The 16,164-nt window shown below is 47.8% G+C and carries 16 protein-coding genes and 1 riboswitch; of the genes, 12 read left to right on the forward strand and 4 right to left on the reverse strand.

Going from position 1 to position 16,164, the window contains the following annotated elements; translation table 11 throughout:
• Positions 1-31: 31 nt before the first annotated feature.
• The 3 genes from ACEN8J_RS01985 (at position 32) to ACEN8J_RS01995 (ending at position 3,085) form a co-directional block, all read left to right on the forward strand.
• Positions 32-781, forward strand: a complete 750-nt coding sequence (locus ACEN8J_RS01985) for a Cof-type HAD-IIB family hydrolase (RefSeq protein ID WP_029518213.1) — start codon at positions 32-34, stop codon at positions 779-781.
• Between the two features lie 51 nt (positions 782-832).
• Positions 833-1,312 (forward strand): DUF456 domain-containing protein, encoded by a 480-nt coding sequence (locus tag ACEN8J_RS01990; protein WP_318627993.1) that lies wholly within the window; start codon positions 833-835, stop codon positions 1,310-1,312.
• 138 nt (positions 1,313-1,450) lie between these two features.
• A complete protein-coding gene (locus ACEN8J_RS01995; protein WP_340933105.1) occupies positions 1,451-3,085 on the forward strand; it encodes a putative polysaccharide biosynthesis protein in 1,635 nt (544 codons plus the stop codon).
• 17 nt (positions 3,086-3,102) lie between these two features.
• Here ACEN8J_RS01995 and ACEN8J_RS02000 read toward each other — a convergent pair whose 3' ends face one another.
• On the reverse strand, positions 3,103-4,392 hold the full coding sequence (locus ACEN8J_RS02000; protein WP_318627995.1) for a DUF2515 family protein: 1,290 nt from the start codon (positions 4,390-4,392) through the stop codon (positions 3,103-3,105).
• A gap of 239 nt (positions 4,393-4,631) precedes the next feature.
• Here ACEN8J_RS02000 and ACEN8J_RS02005 point away from each other — a divergent pair, with 239 nt between their 5' ends.
• From ACEN8J_RS02005 to ACEN8J_RS02040, 8 genes are all read left to right on the forward strand, one after another.
• Complete coding sequence (locus tag ACEN8J_RS02005; protein ID WP_029518216.1) at positions 4,632-4,976, forward strand: thioredoxin family protein; 345 nt, start codon at positions 4,632-4,634, stop codon at positions 4,974-4,976.
• A gap of 219 nt (positions 4,977-5,195) precedes the next feature.
• The gene (locus ACEN8J_RS02010; protein ID WP_029518217.1) at positions 5,196-6,125 is read left to right on the forward strand and encodes a COX15/CtaA family protein; all 930 of its coding nucleotides are present in this window, start codon (positions 5,196-5,198) and stop codon (positions 6,123-6,125) included.
• 130 nt (positions 6,126-6,255) lie between these two features.
• Positions 6,256-8,022, forward strand: coding sequence for a UbiD family decarboxylase (locus ACEN8J_RS02015; protein ID WP_208332629.1), 1,767 nt, complete (start codon positions 6,256-6,258; stop codon positions 8,020-8,022).
• A 51-nt stretch (positions 8,023-8,073) separates the two neighbouring features.
• Positions 8,074-8,799 (forward strand): Cthe_2314 family HEPN domain-containing protein, encoded by a 726-nt coding sequence (locus tag ACEN8J_RS02020; protein ID WP_029518219.1) that lies wholly within the window; start codon positions 8,074-8,076, stop codon positions 8,797-8,799.
• A 125-nt stretch (positions 8,800-8,924) separates the two neighbouring features.
• A riboswitch (SAM riboswitch) is annotated at positions 8,925-9,064 on the forward strand.
• 136 nt (positions 9,065-9,200) lie between these two features.
• On the forward strand, positions 9,201-10,223 hold the full coding sequence (locus ACEN8J_RS02025) for a methionine ABC transporter ATP-binding protein (RefSeq protein ID WP_340886339.1): 1,023 nt from the start codon (positions 9,201-9,203) through the stop codon (positions 10,221-10,223).
• Positions 10,220-10,888 carry a methionine ABC transporter permease gene (locus ACEN8J_RS02030; RefSeq protein WP_025723588.1) on the forward strand — a complete coding sequence of 223 codons (669 nt, stop codon included), beginning with the start codon at positions 10,220-10,222 and terminating at the stop codon, positions 10,886-10,888. The genes ACEN8J_RS02025 and ACEN8J_RS02030 overlap by 4 nt, the downstream gene beginning before the upstream one ends.
• 74 nt (positions 10,889-10,962) lie before the next feature.
• Positions 10,963-11,805 carry a MetQ/NlpA family ABC transporter substrate-binding protein gene (locus ACEN8J_RS02035; RefSeq protein ID WP_029518221.1) on the forward strand — a complete coding sequence of 281 codons (843 nt, stop codon included), beginning with the start codon at positions 10,963-10,965 and terminating at the stop codon, positions 11,803-11,805.
• Positions 11,806-11,947: 142 nt separating this feature from the next.
• Positions 11,948-12,712 carry an SDR family oxidoreductase gene (locus ACEN8J_RS02040; RefSeq protein WP_029518222.1) on the forward strand — a complete coding sequence of 255 codons (765 nt, stop codon included), beginning with the start codon at positions 11,948-11,950 and terminating at the stop codon, positions 12,710-12,712.
• A 91-nt stretch (positions 12,713-12,803) separates the two neighbouring features.
• On the opposite strand, the gene ACEN8J_RS02045 is transcribed toward ACEN8J_RS02040, so the two are convergent.
• Positions 12,804-13,049 carry a NifU family protein gene (locus tag ACEN8J_RS02045; RefSeq protein ID WP_013311836.1) on the reverse strand — a complete coding sequence of 82 codons (246 nt, stop codon included), beginning with the start codon at positions 13,047-13,049 and terminating at the stop codon, positions 12,804-12,806.
• A gap of 87 nt (positions 13,050-13,136) precedes the next feature.
• On the opposite strand from ACEN8J_RS02045, the gene ACEN8J_RS02050 reads away from it, so the two are divergent.
• Positions 13,137-13,394, forward strand: coding sequence for a YuzB family protein (locus ACEN8J_RS02050; protein ID WP_023990179.1), 258 nt, complete (start codon positions 13,137-13,139; stop codon positions 13,392-13,394).
• 84 nt (positions 13,395-13,478) lie between these two features.
• On the opposite strand, the gene ACEN8J_RS02055 is transcribed toward ACEN8J_RS02050, so the two are convergent.
• Together ACEN8J_RS02055 and mqnE are read right to left on the reverse strand one after the other, a co-directional pair.
• A complete protein-coding gene (locus tag ACEN8J_RS02055) occupies positions 13,479-14,546 on the reverse strand; it encodes an NAD(P)/FAD-dependent oxidoreductase (RefSeq protein WP_029518224.1) in 1,068 nt (355 codons plus the stop codon).
• 204 nt (positions 14,547-14,750) lie between these two features.
• Complete coding sequence (gene mqnE / locus ACEN8J_RS02060; RefSeq protein ID WP_029518225.1) at positions 14,751-15,857, reverse strand: aminofutalosine synthase MqnE; 1,107 nt, start codon at positions 15,855-15,857, stop codon at positions 14,751-14,753.
• Positions 15,858-16,164 lie beyond the last annotated feature (307 nt).

The following is a 16,164-nucleotide window of genomic DNA, read 5'->3' on the forward strand; positions in this document are numbered from 1 at the left end:
ACATAAGGGACATACAGGAGGAAGAGACACTATGGGAGAGAACCAATATAAATACAAACTGCTTGCGCTCGACATGGATGGAACTTTACTGAATGATAATCATGAAATTTCCTTGGAAACGATTAACTGGATTAACAAGGCGATACAGGAAGGGATCCATGTATGCTTGTCCACCGGACGTGCAGCGATGCATGCTCTGCCTTACGGTCAGCAACTCGGCCTGGAGACGCCAATGGTAACCGTAAACGGCAGTGAGGTGTGGAAATCACCCCACGAGTTGTGGCGTCGTTATTTACTTGATAAGGAGCTCGTTCGTAAGATGCACCAGATTGCTGTAGAAACAGGCTCCTGGTTCTGGGCTTACTCAACGGAGGAATTATATAACAGAGATCGTTGGCCGAATACATTGGACACACAGGAATGGCTTAAATTCGGTTATAATACGGAAAATGACGAAATTCGCCACCAAATTTTGCTGAAGCTTCAGGACATGGGTGGACTTGAAATCTCCAATTCTTCAATGACGAATCTGGAAATTAACCCAGCTGGTATATCCAAGGCCAGTGGAATCGCTGAAGTGTGCGACCTGCTTGGCATTACTCTGGAGCAGGTGGTTGCCGTTGGCGACAGTCTGAATGACCTGGCTGTGATTCAAGCGGTTGGACTGGGCGTAGCCATGGGGAATGCTCAGGATACAGTAAAAGAAGCCGCTGATGTGGTCGTGGCTTCGAACAATGACGACGGCATTGTAGAAGTGATCCGCGATTATGTGCTTGTGTAATAAAACGAATGATGCAGCAAGCAGAATAAATGGACGAGAAGGAGGAGGCCCATGGACATTGTAGGCTGGATTGTTGTCATTGTGCTGTTCATTGTGGGCATGGCGGGGGCGGTATATCCCGTATTGCCGGGGGCGCTCGCCATCTATTTTGCGTTTTTTGTATACGGCTGGTTTTTCTCGTTTGCTTCATATAATAAATTGTTCTGGATCATTCAGACGCTAATCGTCGTTGCCCTTTTTATCGCGGATTACGCTGTGAATGCCTGGGGAGTCAAACGATTTGGTGGCTCGCGCCTGTCAGCGATACTGAGTACTATCGGGATTATTATTGGCCCCTTTGTTATTCCGGCATTTGGCCTGATTTTGGGACCATTTATTGGCGCTGTGCTAGGTGAGCTGATAAGCAAAGCCCCGCTGGACCGAGCTATTAAAGTGGGCTTTGGCTCTGTGTTAGGCCTTTTTACCAGCACCGTGATGAAAGTGATTTTGCAGCTTGCCATGATTATTGTATTCTTAATTTGGGTGTTATAACCCGAGATTCATTTTCGTTTATTATGATTTGCAGAGACAGAATCGACATGCGGCTCCGCACCGGTGATGGCTCAGGCCATGACAGTTTGTGCGGGGCTTTTGCATGCGTGTGAACAGCAAGAAAGAAGGGAACGCATTTTGTCCAATAAAGAAACATTCCTTAAAGGTACGCTTATTTTAGCCGCTGCCGCCTTGGTGGCCAGAGTGCTTGGTCTGGTACAGCGTGTTCCACTGGAGCATCTGCTCGGTTCCGTCGGGAACGCCTCGTTTACCATTGCGAACAACGCTTACTTGATGCTGCTCACGGTGGCTACGGCCGGCATTCCAAGCACATTGAGCAAAATGGTTTCAGAACGTTATGCACTGGACCGACCTTCGGAAGCGCGACGTGTGTATCGTGCGGCTTTGATATTCGCGGCTGCGGCAGGCATTATCATTACAGCGCTGCTGTATTTTGGAGCGCCTTATTTTGCCGAGCATGTAGCAGGGGTTCCGCAATCCGCTTTGGCCATTCAGGCTTTGGCGCCAGCATTACTGCTGTTCCCTGCCATTGCTATGATGCGTGGATACTTCCAAGGGCGCGGTAATATGACCGCAGGCGGTATTTCACAAATTGTGGAGCAGGTTGCACGGGTAGCGACCGCTATTATACTCGCTTTTATTATTTTGAAGCTGGGTTATGGAGATCGCGAGGTTGCAGCTGGGGCCTCCTTTGGGGGTGTCATGGGAAGTCTTGGCGCTCTGGCGGTCATGTTGTACTACACGGTAAAATTGCGTCGTCAGGATCGACAGGATCGTCAAGATCAATTCCAAGAGGAAAGCTCCGCGCTACCGATGATGCGCATTTACAAAGATATTTTCAAGCTTTCCATTCCAATTGTATTGTCGTCTCTGACGGTTCCGGCGGTCAACTTTATTGATACGTCGATTGTGGTGAGACTGCTATCTGGTCAAGTGGGATTGGATCAGGCGACTACTCAGTTGGGTTATCTAGGCTCTCGGGCACAGAGTGTGGCGGGAATTCCGCCGATTTTGGCCATTGCGCTCAGTCAATCGCTTATTCCGATCATTTCAGCGGCATTTGCCCGTAAGGATGAGCAGCATTTACAAAATCAGATGACGCTGGCTTTGCGTATCTCTATTTTGACTGGAATGCCGATTGTGCTGGCTTTATGTGTGACCGCTTATTCTATTAATGGTTTACTGTTCAGCTCGCTTGGAGGCAGTGGTATCATCGCTGTTCTGACACTCGGAACGATATTCCAGATTACGATGATGACTTCTAATTCAATACTGATCGGTATGGGCAAGCCGCGTATTTCAATGGTTAATGTCATGGTCGGTATCGTCGTTAAGTTTGCAGCGAGCTGGCTGCTGGCTGGTTGGCTTGGGATTTACGGGATCATTGCCGCAACCGGATTATGTTTCCTCGTGATCACGTTGCTGAATTTGCGTGTGCTTAAAGGGATCGTCTCCTTTTCCATCATGGGCCGTCGCTGGGCAGGGTTCTTAACCGCAGTCGTCGTCTCGGGAGCTGTCGGATACGGTGTAAATGAAGCCTGTATTCTGCTGGTGCATCTGATGCCTGCGCGTGTGGCCTTCTTGATCGCGTGCTGTATTGCCGGGGCAGCTGTACTGGTATGCTACTTGGTGTTGCTGGTTGTATTGCGCGTATTGCGCAGGGACGAGCTGGGCAACTACCCACGTATGTTGCAAAAGGTACTACGTCCGTTAATGCGCCTACAGCGTGAGTCCACAGGACAGCGAGGCTAAAAGAGCTCTCCAGTCTTTCAGTGGAAAGGTTGCAAGCTGTTATGGGCAACGTGGGCCATTGCTGTTTTTTGTATGCCATGGCGATGCTCGTGGCGCATGGCAAATAACAGCGGTCGCCTTGGTTCGCTGAGATGCCCAAGTGTGGAGCCGTCCTGAAACCAGTCATACCGGGGGATTGGATCATAAGTTGTATCGGACCAGACGGCGTTCAGCTCCGGGCTGTACAGACGTTGTCCTGGCGGTAGCCATTCATGTGCTAAAAGCGTTGCACTTTCATCTGGAGAGTGCAACGCTTTTTGTTCATTCGGGGTGAATAGTCCAGGCCAATAGTCGCTGCGTGAACCCGTATGCGGCACACTGTTAGCGAATGCTGATGCCTGGTCCAGCACCTGCTGATGGCCGAAGAGCATAGCATAGAGACTTTTGCCAAAGCCGATCCGCTCGTCCAAATGGCCGAAACGCTCCATCACTAGTCCAGCAAGCCCACCGTTTAGCCCAAGTGGAAATATAACCTGATTAAGCTGGAGCCAGTCATGCAAATAAAAGCCCGGCTTGTGTGTCACAAATTTTTGAAAATACGGATCTTTTACCACACGTCCTTCAATATAGTTTTGTTCATTAATGATGAGCGCCACAGTCAACAGAGAGCTATCACGCCATGCCCAGAAACGTTCCCAAAAGGGCTTCATGAATGGCGAAACGTGAAAATAAGGCAACAAATGAAAGCAACTCCGACCTAAATGACGGCTGTGCATGTAAAGTTGCAACTGCGGATAAGCGTCTTGAAAAATAAGGGCGTTACAGCGCTCCAGTAGCCGATACAGCCATTCCTTTTCCTGTTCGCCGAACAGGTTGCCAATCAGCCCCCCTTTCAGATCGGTCATATGATAGCCGCCATTACGAGAAACCAGGTGGGCCAGTAATGCCCAGTGTAACTCCGGGTAGCCACGATAGCATTCAAGGTAAGCGGCAGTGCGGGTGACGTTGCTGCGATTCTCCTGTGCTGTATCATTCTTGATCCGCTCCAGCAGCTCACAGTCTGTTTCGCATAAGGGCATATTCAGAGAAGAGGGACGCGTAGCGGGTCCGTTCACCAACATTAACGCTTCAGCTTCATTCATAGCGGCCTGTGCCGTATGATAATCCCACGCTAGTTCACGCAAGGGGTAGCGTAATTTGCGGGATTCGGTCCAGGCTGCCCGTTTGCCTTCCCAAGCTTCCTCAGCAACACGGGGAACGGAACCCAGTAACTTTAGCCCTCCCTGAAGCTGTCGAGATGCCGTATGGAGCCATTCGGTAAGAGACATGACTAAATAACCTCCTTTCCAACTGCAAGCATCCCCGTATCCTGCCAAGTAAGTTGGGTATGCTGTTAGGATGTCGTCGTTTATGTGGTGGATTCTTAAGTATATCTTTAGTATGCCTCAATGAGAGGGCTTCCAATCGGCATGTGAGCAGAATGGGGGAGTGTGCAAAAGCTTCACTTGGCGTTACAATAGAAAGTGCAATCTTTTCAGTATAAAAAGAATTTAAGGAGGAATCATCCATGCAAAAAATCGTCTCTCATGAAGACTTTAATAAGGCAATATCCACTCCGGGCGTAACGGTGGCTGTATTTAAGGCGGACTGGTGTGGGGATTGTCATTTCATTGATCCGTTCATGCCTGATGTGGAACAACAATATGCAGATAAGCTTACATTAATTGAGATTGATGTAGAACAGGCCGAAAGCGTCAGTCAAGAGCAGAATGTATTGGGGATTCCTAGCTTTATCGCTTACAGTGAAGGGCGAGAACTGGTACGTCTGGTGAACAGACTGCGCAAATCCCGCGAGGAGATTGAGCAATTTTTGGATCGGGCTGTTGAAGTCCATACGAGCTTGGCAAAATAATGAATGCTGTACATGCATACATGAAGGTTCCAAATTGAATTTTAAACATCAAGACATTCAGAAAGCCGCTTCCTTTCAAGGGGGCGGCTTTCTCACGAACACGTTCACATTTTGTCAACAAAGCTCGTATGTCAAGGAACGATATATCAGTTATAATTACTATAAGTGATCATTTCACAACATATAAAGTGAATAAATATTATATTTGGAAGGATACGGGTGAATTTGAATAACAAAATTAGAATATTAAAATGGCTGGCACTCGTAACATGTATTGTCATGTTTTTGGCTACCTTCGGTGGAGGTGTTGTGACGCGGACGGATTCGGGTCTGGGCTGTGGCCGGGAATTCCCGCTATGCAATGGTAAGCTGGTTCCGGCACATACGATCGCATCCCTTATTGAGTTCTCTCACCGCTCCGTCAGTGCCATGGCCGGGATTCTTTCTATCGCCTCATTTGTTGGCTTTTTGCTGTTTATGAAGCATCGAAAGGATTTACAGCTATTCTCGCTGCTCACGCTCTTGTTTGTGATCATACAAGGTGCAATGGGGGCGTTGGCTGTCATATTCTCCCAATCAGCTGCGGTCATGGGACTGCATTTTGGCTTTGCGCTTATCGCTTTTGCCAGTGCGACTATGATGACGCTGGGGGCCTGGCAGGAGCATGCGGACTCACGCCACACTCCGCGTCTGATTCCTGGGCCTGTCAGTCGGGGCTTTCGTAATTTTATATGGCTATCGACGATCTATACCTATATTGCTGTCTATTCAGGGGCGTTGCTTAGTCACTCGGTCATCCAGAAGGTTGTAAATATTGGAGGCTTCATATCTCCACTGTTGCTTCATCAGATTTCAGCCGGTCTGCTGTTCGTCATTATCTTGGCTGTGGGTCACTACGCATACCGTTATCACCCGAATCACCGGGACATCCGTATATTGGGTGTTGTATCGGTCTTGTTAATCCTGCTTCAAGTGGTGATTGGAATTATCTTGCTGTACGTCAACAGACCTGAAATCTACATGTTTATCGTGCTGGGGCATATGCTGGTGATTGCATCGTTGTTCTCCATCTTGGCTTATCTGAGCTATCGTGTATGGCAATTGTCACCGGATCGCAAGCTTGTTCCGACCCAAGCACAACGTACCTAAGCATTTCATAGATCATAGTGAAGCGGATTTTTTGCCCAAGTGGCGTTTAAACACGTATAATAGCATATAAGAAACAAACCAGGCCCACGAGTTTCTCGAGGGCTTGATTTGCTTAGGAGGAATCGTCCAGTTGATCTACCAGAATTTGCGCCAATTTATTGAAGCACTGCGTAAAGAAAATCATCTTAAAATTATAGAGGCACCTGTCGATCCTTACTTGGAGCTGGCTGAGATTCATCGAAGAGTCATTGAGGAAGAAGGGCCGGCACTGCTGTTCACGAATGTAAAAGGAACTCCGTTTCCTGTAGCCAGTAATCTGTTTGGCACGAATCGCCGTGTGGACATGGCTTTTGGCCCGCGCCCAGAGCAACTGATGGATGCGATTGTAGGAGCAACCAAAACATTGTTTCCACCTACACCCAAAGCATTGTGGAATGAACGTGGCCTGATTAAGGACATGCTAAAAGTAGGCCTAAAAACAGTATCTCATAGCGAGGCTCCTGTATTGGGAGTTCGCCGTACAGAGGCTCCGCTGGCACCACTGCCTAAAGTGACCAGTTGGCATGAGGATGGAGGACCGTTTATTACCCTTCCACTCGTGTATACCGAGAAGCCAGGTCAGCCCAAGGATCATAATCTGGGGATGTACCGCATTCAGATTTATGATGATCAGACGACGGGCATTCACTGGCAAATTCATAAAGGCGGCGGTTTCCATTATCATGAAGCGGAGCTGCGTAATGAGCCGTTGCCTACGACGATTATCATCGGTGGCCCGCCTGCTCTGATTGCGTCTGCCATTGCTCCAGCACCGGAAAACTTGCCTGAGCTGTTGCTGGCTTCGCTTATTATGGGAGGCAAGCTGCCCATGACAGAGGACCCGCTTGGGGGTCATCGGATTCCAGCAGAAGCAGAATTTGCAATCAGCGGTTATGTGCCACCTCATGAACGCCGTCCGGAAGGCCCGTTTGGCGATCATTTTGGATATTATTCATTACAGCATGATTTCCCTGTATTTCATGTCAAACATATGCATCACCGCAAGGATGCCATTTATCCGGCAACCATTGTAGGTAAGCCTCGGCAAGAAGACTACTACCTCGGTGAGTTTTTGCAACGTCTGCTGTCGCCTGCCTATCCGCTTGTGATGCCTTCCGTCAAGTCCCTGTGGGCGTATGCGGAAACGGGCGTACATGCGCTGGCAGCGGCAGTCGTACGTGAAAGCTACTCCCGTGAAGCGCTTGTATCCGGTTTTACCATTTTGGGTCAAGGTCAATTGTCATTGACCAAGTTCCTGATGCTGACAGATCGAGTCATTGATTTATCTGACTTTAACCTGCTGTTAGAAACCATTCTGGAGCGATTTAATCCAGCAAGGGATTTATTTATTTTCAATCACACGTCACACGATACACTCGATTACACAGGCCGCAAGCTGAATCATGGCAGTAAGGCGATCCTGATGGGAATAGGTGAGCCTGTACGTGAATTGCCTCGTGCTTATGAGGGAGGCGATCTGCCGGGCATTCGTGAAATTGAGCCCTATTGCGGAGGGTGCCTCGTTGTGTCCGGCTCTTCCTTTGAGCAGGAGCCTGAACTCGCTGCGCGTGTATTGGAGCGATTAGCTGCGGGTGAGCAAGAGTGGCCGCTCGTTTTCATTGTGGACGATGCCAAGGAAGTCGTTCGCTCTCAAGCCTCGTTCCTGTGGACGGTATTCACTCGCTTTAACCCGGCTACGGATATGTACGCGGACAGCGAAGTGCGTTTGCATCATCTGAACTATAAGCTGCCGATTGTAGTGGATGCGCGTATGAAGCCGGGGTATCCGGATGAGGTGTTACCGCGTGAGGATATTGTTAAGCTTGTAGATCAACGATGGACAAGTTATTTCGCTTGACGCCCTAATTAAACCTACAGCCGGATTTTATATTTATAAGGAGGCGTAAGCATGATACGCAAGCTACTGGGTGAGCCGCCGCGTGTGAACAAGGGCATCCTGCTAGATGCCATGAATAGCATGTCAGATATGTTGAACCTGCTGGAACGGCAAATTCAGGCTGGTGGAGATCCGACCCACGATTTTCGGAAGGCGGATATTTTGACACGCGGTCTAATGTCATCTCTGGATGAACTGGAGCAGAGCCATCATGCTGCCGCCTTTTTCCGTATGAAAGTGAAAGCCGGATATGCTGAAGATATGAGTGAGGATGAAAAATCCGACTATGCATTGTATGTTTTCTTTTATAAAGATGGGTTTGTGAGGGTATTTTCCATTCTGGATAAGCTGGGCAACTGGCTGAATGATCTGTATGATTTAAAAACAGGACAGTATAAGGCGCATTATTCGTATTTTACCGTGTTGCGGCAGCTCAAGTATCTCAAAATGCATCCTGTATTGACCGATAATTTATATGATATCAAGGATACATACAACGATGCGATCAATCGGCTGCGTAAGCGGCGAAATACGGAGATACACTATATGAATACAGAAATGCAGGATGATCTCTGGCAACGACACCGAGCTTTGTATGGAAAAATCCAACTGGAGGACCTTGATCACCATTTGGAAGATTTGCAGCAGGGCTTGGAAATGGTGTGTCGGTCGTTGTCAATCGCCTTTACTTATACTGCGAAACAATGGAAGAACCGGGCAGTACGCCCAAAAATATGATAGAAAATATCCTTTGACAAAGCAATGTAAACTATCTATACTGAAACCTAGTTTCAGAAAAATGCTTGAATTATGTTTTTTTATATAAACTTAACGGACAGCTAAAGCTGGAGTTTAACATATTTTTCTTATCCAGAGAGGTGGAGGGACTGGCCCGATGAAGCCCGGCAACCCGTTTTTTCCCGGTGTAATACACTGGGAGGGAACATGATGGTGCTAATTCCTACAAAACCGCTAGAGTTATAGCGATTTTGGCAGATGAGAAAAGGATCGCAAGGTGGGGCCCTTTTCATTCTGTGAAAGGGGCTCTTTTTTGTATAAATAAATAGCGATTTTATACAATCCTGAGAGATGACAACTGGTAAAAAGGGTAAGGAAGAAGTGAAGGGGGTCGCAGCACGTTGATAGAGCTTAAGCAGTTAACCAAGCATTATGGCAAAGGCAACCGACGCGTAAATGCGCTGTCTGGGTTGAATCTTTCTATACAGCGTGGAGAAATATTTGGAGTGATTGGTCACTCCGGGGCAGGGAAAAGTACATTGATCCGCTGTATTAATTTATTGGAACGCCCTACTTCAGGTGAAGTATGGGTAGACGGGGTAAACCTCACTACTGTGAGTCAATCCCAGTTACAAATGCAGCGCCGAAAAATCGGAATGATTTTTCAGCATTTTAATTTGTTGTCTTCGGCGACGGTATATGACAATATTGCATTTCCGTTGCGGCTGGTAAACACGCCCAAGCAGAAGTTGGACCAGAAGGTTCGTGAACTGCTGGAATTGGTGGGTCTCGAAGAACACAGTGGAAAATATCCGTCACAGCTCTCAGGTGGACAGAAGCAACGGGTAGGAATTGCACGGGCGCTGGCTAGTGATCCTCATGTATTGCTGTGTGACGAAGCGACTTCGGCGCTTGATCCGCAGACGACGGGGTCTATCCTGAAATTGCTGCTGGATATTAATCAGCGTTTTAATTTAACCATCGTGTTGATTACACATGAAATGCATGTCATTCAAAGCATTTGTGATAAAGTTGGCGTCATTCATCAGGGCGACATCGTGGAGCAAGGTCCGGTGGCGGAAGTATTTTTGAAGCCGCAGCACCAGGTAACCAAGGACTTTATCCAGCGGGAGTCAGAACATCCCGAGGAGTTGCAAGCAGCGATTGCGGCAGCAGGTGAGGGCGAGTCGGCGCAGGTGGTGCGTATCTCCTTCTTGGGCAGCAAAACATATGATGCGATTCTGTCGCGTACGGCTCGAAGCACTGGGGTGGATTTTGCGATCTTGCAGGGAACCATATCTACGATTAAAAATGTACCCTATGGTCAGCTAATCGTTCGTTTTGAAGGGAATCATGAGGATATAGAGCATACGCTGCGCGAAGTGTCTGGGCAAGGACTTGATGTGGAGGTGATCGGACAATGAGCGAACTTGATTTTTCACAAGTGAGTTGGGAAGAGCTAGGGAATTCTACGCTGGAAACCCTTCAGATGCTCGGTGCATCCGCATTGTTCACCCTCATTATTGGTTTGCCGCTCGGCATATTATTGTTTCTGGCGAGCCGCTCCTCGTTGACTCTGATGAAGGTGATATACATTGTATTATCATTCATCGTTAACATTTTACGTTCCGTGCCATTTATCATTTTGATCGTTGCACTTATTCCTTTTACACGATCGCTGGTAGGTACCTCGACCGGGGTGTTGGGAACCATCCCACCATTGGTTATCGGGGCTGCCCCATTCTTCGCACGTCTTGTCGAAACGTCTCTGCGTGAAGTGGACAAGGGTGTCATTGAAGCCGCACAAGCAATGGGGGCCTCGACAGGACAAATTATCCGGCGTGTGCTGTTACGTGAGGCACTTCCGGGACTGCTAGCCGCATTAACCATTACCGTCGTTACACTCGTATCCTACACGGCAATGTCCGGGATGATCGGGGGCGGTGGACTGGGTACACTGGCTATCAACTACGGCTATTATCGTTATGAAACGGCTGTAATGATCGTTGCGGTCGTGCTGATGGTCGTATTGGTTCAATTGCTGCAAATGGCGGGAGACCGTCTCGTGCGGCATTATACTCGAAAATAGGGAAAACATATAGATATCCTTATTGATCAGGACGTCTGCTCCTGAATATTACAAATTATTGGAGGGGTAATAACATGAAGAAATGGGTATTGGCTGTATTAAGCTTGACATTAATTGCGGTGCTGGCTGCTTGCGGCACAAAGAGCACAACATCGGATACAAACAATGCGGCCGAAAATACAGGCGGATCACCACGTGAAGTGGAGCTGAAAGTTGGAGCTTCTCCTGTGCCGCATGCGGAAATTTTGGAAGCAATCAAACCTCAGTTGGAAAAGGAAGGGGTTCGTCTTCAAGTCGTTCAGTTTAACGACTATGTACAGCCGAACGTTCAATTGTTTGACAAGCAGTTGGATGCTAACTTCTATCAACATGTACCTTACTTGAATGTTATGAACAAAGAGCGCAAAATGAATTTGGTTTCTGTGGGCGCGGTTCACCTGGAGCCTTTCGGCATCTACTCCCAAAAATATAAAAAGCTTGATGAACTCCCAGATGGCGCAACGGTAGCCATTCCGAACGATGCAACAAACGGAGGCCGTGCATTGTTGTTGTTGGAAAAACAAGGTCTGATCAAGCTGAAAGACGCAAGCAACATTGAAGCTACCGTAAAAGATATTACTGAAAATAAGAAAAACCTGAAATTCAAGGAGCTGGAAGCGGCTATGCTGCCACGTCAGTTGCCTGAAGTGGACATTGCGTTGATCAACACGAACTACGCTCTGGAAGCTAAGCTGAACCCGACGAAGGATGCACTGGCACTGGAAGATAAAGATTCTCCATATGCTAACGTTCTGGTAGCTCGTCCTGATAATAAAGATTCTGAAGCGATTCAGAAGCTGCTTAAAGCTTTGCAATCCCCAGAAACTAAAAAATTCATTGAAGATAAATACCAAGGCGCAATTATCCCGGCATTTTAAGTAGGGAACGAGAACACATTGCACGCAAACCCCAGATTCTCTTGAATAAGAGGACTGGGGTTTCTTTTGGATAGAGTTGTAGGGGAAGCTTAAATATTTTATACTTGGGGGTGACCGTTCTCTGTGAACAGGAGGAAAATTGTTGAGAGATAAAGTCGCATTCATAACGGGTAGTGCCAAAGGTTTAGGTAAAACGACCGCTCTGCGTCTGGCGAATGAAGGCTGTAATATTGCGCTGAATTATGTGCATAGCCAAGCAGAAGCCGAAGCGCTTAAGCGGGTGATTGAGTCTAAGGGAGTACGCTGCCTGTCTTTACAAGGGGATATCACTGTTCAGAAAGATATCACGAGGCTGATTGGTGAAGTCCAGGATCGGCTAGGCGGAGTCGATATTATGGTGAACAATGCTGGACCGTTCATCCGGGAACGCCGCCTGTTTGCGGATTACAGTGTAGCTGAGATTCATACCATGATACAAGGGAATCTGGTCGGTACCATGTTGCTGGATCATTTGGTATTGCCTCACATGCGTAGCCAGCAATGGGGACGTATTATTCATTTTGGCTTTGGTCATGCTGGAGAAGCGAGGGCTTGGCCGCATCGCGCCGTCTACGCAGCCGCCAAGGTGGGGCTGGTGTCTTTTACGAAGTCACTGGCTGTGGAGGAGGCTCCTTATGGCATCACGGTCAATATGATCTGTCCAGGGGATATTCGAGGAGCAAATAAGGAAATGTCAATCGCCGATGTCATCGGCATGCAGGATAAAGAGACACCGCGTGGGCGTCCGGGGAGCGGAGAGGACATTGCGCGAGTGATCGCCTATTTGTGTGAGGAGCATTCGGATTTTATAACAGGCAATATTATGGATGTATCGGGAGGATTGGACCCCATTCGGCCAACCATATAAGCTTGAGTGATCCCTCAGACGCTGTAACACAAAAAAGAGTCTTGAGCTTCGTTACCGAAGTCAAGACTCTCATGATCTTATGCATCAAGCATTAGAATACTTGTACCACTTCTTGGACGCCGTCGACTTCTTCGAGAAGAGCGCGTTCAATCCCTGCTTTCAGCGTGATTGTGGAACTTGGGCAACTGCCGCAAGCGCCTACCAGCTTCAGCTTAACGATGCCGTCTTCTACGTCAACCAGCTCAACGTCGCCGCCATCGCGTTGCAGGAACGGACGGAGCTTATCCAGTACATCTGCTACTTCATCATACATTTGAACGCTTTGTGTTTCGCTCATTAGAATTCAACTCCTTTCCTATACCTTTATTATTATATTACAAAGCGGGCCAAATTAAAATGCCCGTCATCCAAAGCAGGTGAAAAAATGTTAAGACCTATTATTGAGTTTTGCACCAGTAATATGCATTGGGGCACTGATGAAATCATGTCCAAGCTGGAACAGAATCCAGATTATGATGTGATTGAATACGGCTGCCTAAGCAATTGCGGTCAGTGTAACGCGGAACCCTATGCGATGGTCAATGGTGAGATTGTATCCGCAGATTCAGCAGAGCTTCTGTACGAAGTGATTATGAACAAAATTAAGGAAGCTGAAGCATGGGATAACCTAGACTTGGATTGAAATATAATGCTCTGTTAGCCCATACACGCAATATACAAAGAAGACCTGCTTTGGGAGCGGGTCTTCTTTGTTTGTTTAGCATGATCAGCCAAAATGGCGTTTGGACTTCCAGAGCACACCGCTTTTAAGCAGGCGTGGTACACGGCCGCGCAATGAAGTGCTGCCCATAAAGCCATAGCCGAACCCGGCCTTCTTGCCAAGTGCGCCTAATGTACCGCGCAGCTTTAAAGGATGCGGGTGAGGCGTTTGACCTTTCCATAGATCACGTACAATATGTGCGATTTGTTCCCCTTGCACCTCTGCTGCCTGAGCGCTTGGAGAGTAGGGAAGGCTCGCACAGTCTCCGACCACATATACCTCTGGATGATCTGGTATTTGGTAGTAATCGTTGAGCACGATACGACCCTGAGGGTCTTTAGGGACAGCTAAATCCTGCACGATTTTTACTGGCTGAATCCCGGCCGTCCATACCACTGCATCCGTTACAATTTGCTCGTCACGGTTATAAATAGCCCCCGGCTCAATACGAGAAACCGCAACATGGTTCAGGGCATTAACCTGATGCTCCTTGAACCAAGCATGTACATAGGCAGACAAACGTTGCGGGAATGCTGACAGCACCCGCTCGCCCCGATCCATAATGGTAATATTCAAATCCGTGCGGCTTTCACGTAACTCCGCTGCAATCTCAACACCGCTAAGACCGCCGCCTACAATATGGACATGTCCATATGGCTTGATTTCGTTCAAGCGCAGATAGGTTTGGCGGGTATGGTTAAACGACTGGATCGTACAGCTGTGTTCTTCAGCCCCCGGTGTATTGTGAAAGCGGTCGGTACAACCCAACGCAATGACAAGCTGATCATAGGGCAAGGGTTCACCGTCTTGAAAATGGACCATTTTATTCTCCAGATCCATCGAGGTGACCTCTCCGTATTTGCGAATAAGACGTTGCTCATCTGGAAAATGCACCCGCAAATCAAAATCAGAAACCGTACCTGCTGCGAGGGCATAGTACTCTGTTTTCAAGCCCTGAAAGGGCATTCGATCCACTAAAATAACTTGAACATCGTCGGGAATGTGTTTATCCAGCAATTCTTTGGCAATGGTAAGGCCGCCATAGCCGCCCCCCAGAATAACGAAATTTTTCATCAAAATCCGCCTTCCTTTCGCTACCGTGTCCCCGGCAAATGGTCTGGTGTCTCGTCGATCTAACACAAGTTTTTGTTGTTATAAAACCCGAGAATCGGGCCTGCCTGTGGCAGACAGACCAGCGTATTCCGGGGCAGCATGATGCTGCATGATGTGAGTAATGGGGATGATATCCTCGCGGGAAATCTGAATCCGATATTACATTTATTCGAAAACTTCGATTTCGTTATAGAAGGTGTCTCGTTCTACAGGTATGCGTCCTGCACCTTTGACCAGCCAGATCAGCTCTTTACGGGTCAATCCGGCAGGGGTCAACGCACCTGCGGCATGGCTGATCTGCTCGCGCACAATCGTGCCATGGACGTCTGATGCGCCAAAGGTGAGAGCGACCTGCGTCAATTGCGGGCCAATATTAATGAAGTAAGCTTTGACATGGTCGATATTGTCCAGCATCAGGCGGCTGATCGCAATGGTTTTGAGATCTTCGTAAGCGGAGTTACGACGCATAATGTTGGCGTTTTTGCTTTTCGGCTGCATGGACAGTGGAATAAATACCATAAATCCGTTCGTTTCGTCCTGCAATTCGCGAATTTGCAGCATATGTTCAATACGATCCTGATACGATTCGACCGAACCGTACAGCATAGTCGTATGAGTTTTCATGCCGAGATTGTGGGCCGTGCGATGTACTTCGAGATAGCGGTCCACGTTGGCTTTGGTAACACGCATCTTCTTGCGATATTCGTCGGACAAGATTTCTGCGCCACCACCAGTCAGGGATTGAAGTCCAGCCTTTTGCAGCTCCTCAAGCACTTCTTTAATACTCAAGCCGCTTATGCGTGTGAAAAAGTCAATTTCCGCTGCTGTGTAGGCTTTCAGCGTAACGTGGGGATATTTTTCATTCAGCGCCTTCAATGAGTCTACATAGTATTGGAAAGGCACATGATTATTATGACCACCGACGATATGAAATTCTCTTACCCCCGGATGGATGTGTTGCTCTACATAATCAATCATTTCCTGCCCGGACAACGTATAAGAGCCGTCCTCCCCCTGATCCTTGCGGAAATTGCAGAACGCGCAGCGCGCTTCGCATACATTGGTGAAGTACAGGCTCATGTTTTCGATAAAATAAACCTTTTTTCCGTTCTTGCGTAAATTAGCTTCGTTAGCCAACTGACCCAGTGTGAGGATATCGTCAGTTTCATACAAATATATACCATCTTCGAGGTTCAAACGAATCCCGTTCTGTACCTTTTCTACAATTTCCGCCATTCTGCGGTCTGTAAAAGGTGTAACTAATGTGGACATGCCTATTCCTCCTTCAAGTTGCTCTGTGCGAGGCTGTCCGCCAAATCAGCGGCACAAGCGCTTGATGCGCACAGGATGTCCCGTTCCGTCGGTAAAATCCGGCAGCGCGGATATACGATATGTGAAAAATGTTACAATGCCAGGCTACAATGATGAATATCTCAAAATATCGCCTTTGAAATGACAAATTTCCGACAGTTTCTTTTACACACTCTTCACCTATTATAAACCTCACACCACCGGTGTTCAATACAAACGAATAGAAAAACAGGTCTTGAAGCCTGTAAGGGAAGGACATTCCATGACT

It is taken from the genome of Paenibacillus sp. Paensp38 (assembly GCF_059491915.1).

What these genes read in the sequence shown, in the direction of transcription:
- ACEN8J_RS01985 (WP_029518213.1), top strand. Translation starts at nt 32, where the DNA reads ATGGGAGAGAACCAATATAAATACAAACTGCTTGCGCTCGACATGGAT.
- ACEN8J_RS01990 (WP_318627993.1), top strand. Translation starts at nt 833, where the DNA reads ATGGACATTGTAGGCTGGATTGTTGTCATTGTGCTGTTCATTGTGGGC.
- ACEN8J_RS02000 (WP_318627995.1), bottom strand. Translation starts at nt 4,392, where the DNA reads ATGTCTCTTACCGAATGGCTCCATACGGCATCTCGACAGCTTCAGGGA.
- ACEN8J_RS02005 (WP_029518216.1), top strand. Translation starts at nt 4,632, where the DNA reads ATGCAAAAAATCGTCTCTCATGAAGACTTTAATAAGGCAATATCCACT.
- ACEN8J_RS02020 (WP_029518219.1), top strand. Translation starts at nt 8,074, where the DNA reads ATGATACGCAAGCTACTGGGTGAGCCGCCGCGTGTGAACAAGGGCATC.
- ACEN8J_RS02030 (WP_025723588.1), top strand. Translation starts at nt 10,220, where the DNA reads ATGAGCGAACTTGATTTTTCACAAGTGAGTTGGGAAGAGCTAGGGAAT.
- ACEN8J_RS02035 (WP_029518221.1), top strand. Translation starts at nt 10,963, where the DNA reads ATGAAGAAATGGGTATTGGCTGTATTAAGCTTGACATTAATTGCGGTG.
- ACEN8J_RS02045 (WP_013311836.1), bottom strand. Translation starts at nt 13,049, where the DNA reads ATGAGCGAAACACAAAGCGTTCAAATGTATGATGAAGTAGCAGATGTA.
- ACEN8J_RS02050 (WP_023990179.1), top strand. Translation starts at nt 13,137, where the DNA reads ATGTTAAGACCTATTATTGAGTTTTGCACCAGTAATATGCATTGGGGC.
- ACEN8J_RS02055 (WP_029518224.1), bottom strand. Translation starts at nt 14,546, where the DNA reads ATGAAAAATTTCGTTATTCTGGGGGGCGGCTATGGCGGCCTTACCATT.
- mqnE (WP_029518225.1), bottom strand. Translation starts at nt 15,857, where the DNA reads ATGTCCACATTAGTTACACCTTTTACAGACCGCAGAATGGCGGAAATT.